Raw genomic sequence first — 1,752 nt, 5'->3', positions numbered from 1 at the left:
TACAGATAAGCCCAGCGTCCGTTGACCTTCACGTAGGTTTCATCGAGATGCCATGAGCCAAAACCGGAAGGTTGACGCCAGTACCAGCGCCGCCGCTTTTCCATTTCAGGTGCAGAACGCTGAACCCATCGATAAATCGTGGTGTGATCGACATTTACCCCTCGCTCAGCCAGCATCTCCTGCAGCTCACGATAACTGATGCCATATTTGCAGTACCAGCGGACGGCCCACAGGATAATATGACACTCAAAATGTCGACCTTTAAATGGGTTCATGTGCCGTTCCTTCAACTAAATAGTGGCATCAGTTTACCATCGCCAGATCTTTGCAACAGTGCCCTTTTCACTAGAGTCACAACTTCACTCAACGAAAGCTGGTTTTCCAGAGCAACGGCTTTAATCGTTTCCTTAAGGGAAGGATCGATCTTGATAGTTAAACTGACTTTGTCGGTCATACCTGATTCTCCTGAGAATTGTCCCAACAAGCTAACCTCTAATGTGCGACGCAACCATGCTGTCACAAAAATTTAAAATTTCTCTGCTAACGGGCTGAACTCCTCCAGCACGCTTTGATCTAGGGCACAGAAATCCCCTTTTAATTCAGCGCATAACTTCGCCATATAGGTTACTAGGAAACTGGCGTTAAATTCGGCCAGCCTTTTCCCTTCAGCGGTCTGCATAGTTTCAGGCAGCTTTAGCAGTTTTTTCTGGAAATGGTCCAGCGCCCACTCGGCATCATCCAGCGAACGGTCACGCCCCAGCGGATCGTTGCTGTCAAATAACGAACGCCCCAGTGCACCCGAAACGTAGAACACGCGCGCTAGGCCAATTGCACCCAGCGATTCAAGGCGGTCAGCGTCCTGCACAATTTTCGCCTCCAGTGTTTTTGCCGTCACACCAGCGCTGAAGCTGTGGGCGTGCACCGCATGCGCCACCGCCTCAATTTTGTCTGTGGGAAAATCAGGAAATACCTCGCGCAAAATGCGCCGGGTTTCATCTGCGGCCTGTTTCGAGGCCAGATGACGCTCGGGATGGTTTTTTGGCAGGTTTACGATGTCGTGGAAGCAGCAGCCGGTGAGCACCACCAGCTCATCAGCCTCTGTCCCCTGCATGATGCGCTGCGCGCTTCGCCAGACGCGCTTAAGGTGCGCAATATCATGAGCTTTATCGCCATGCTGCCAAGTTTCGAAGAGAAAAGCGTCAAAGCGGGATTGCCAATGGGTCAGGTTCATAGACTTCTCCTTATTTTTTGGATTTTTTGAGATGTCAGTGGTGGTTGCCCACTGTAACGGCACAGCATATCAGCATAAATGAGATCCACATCAAACTTATAGCGGTTATTTTAACGTTCTCACAACATTTTTGCATTTTCAGCTTTTTACCAATCCGTTAGGGTGTGACTAATTTTCGATCAAAAGATAAATAAATGTTATGATCTCAAGTTACACACTGCTCCATAAATTAAACGCTGGCACGGTTTAAACGGCTTTTAACTCGCGAATGGAGTGAACTGATATCCATTATCAATGACCGCAATCGTACAAGCTTTATTCGCAGTAACATATTGTATTATGGTGAAATATTATTTTCATTACGGCATGGCAGCCAAGTTTGAGTCACACCGCAATGACGGAAGGCGGCACACTTAATACCCCTGTTTATACCCCTGTTTGTTTTTTAAACTAACGTCATGAATTGATTGTATTGTATTTTTATTTGGCACTGTTGCAAAGTTATTGATGAGTTAGCCTTT

The 1,752-nt window shown here is 47.0% G+C and carries 3 protein-coding genes; all 3 read right to left on the bottom strand.

Translation table 11 applies throughout. The features are described from left to right. Positions 1 to 275: IS6 family transposase (locus tag BBW68_RS00935; protein ID WP_148127486.1), on the bottom strand; the 275-nt coding region annotated here is incomplete at its 3' end. An 11-nt stretch (positions 276 to 286) separates the two neighbouring features. After that, positions 287 to 454 (bottom strand): hypothetical protein, encoded by a 168-nt coding sequence (locus tag BBW68_RS18605; RefSeq protein WP_186821235.1) that lies wholly within the window; start codon positions 452 to 454, stop codon positions 287 to 289. 72 nt (positions 455 to 526) lie between these two features. Next, a complete protein-coding gene (locus tag BBW68_RS00930; protein WP_070133623.1) occupies positions 527 to 1,231 on the bottom strand; it encodes a phosphohydrolase in 705 nt (234 codons plus the stop codon). Positions 1,232 to 1,752 lie beyond the last annotated feature (521 nt).

Origin of the sequence: Candidatus Erwinia dacicola, assembly GCF_001756855.1 — a bacterium.
Taxonomy (GTDB): domain Bacteria; phylum Pseudomonadota; class Gammaproteobacteria; order Enterobacterales; family Enterobacteriaceae; genus Erwinia; species Erwinia dacicola.
Note: the sequence above shows the minus strand (reverse complement) of the source record. Positions and strands in the feature narration are given on the sequence as shown.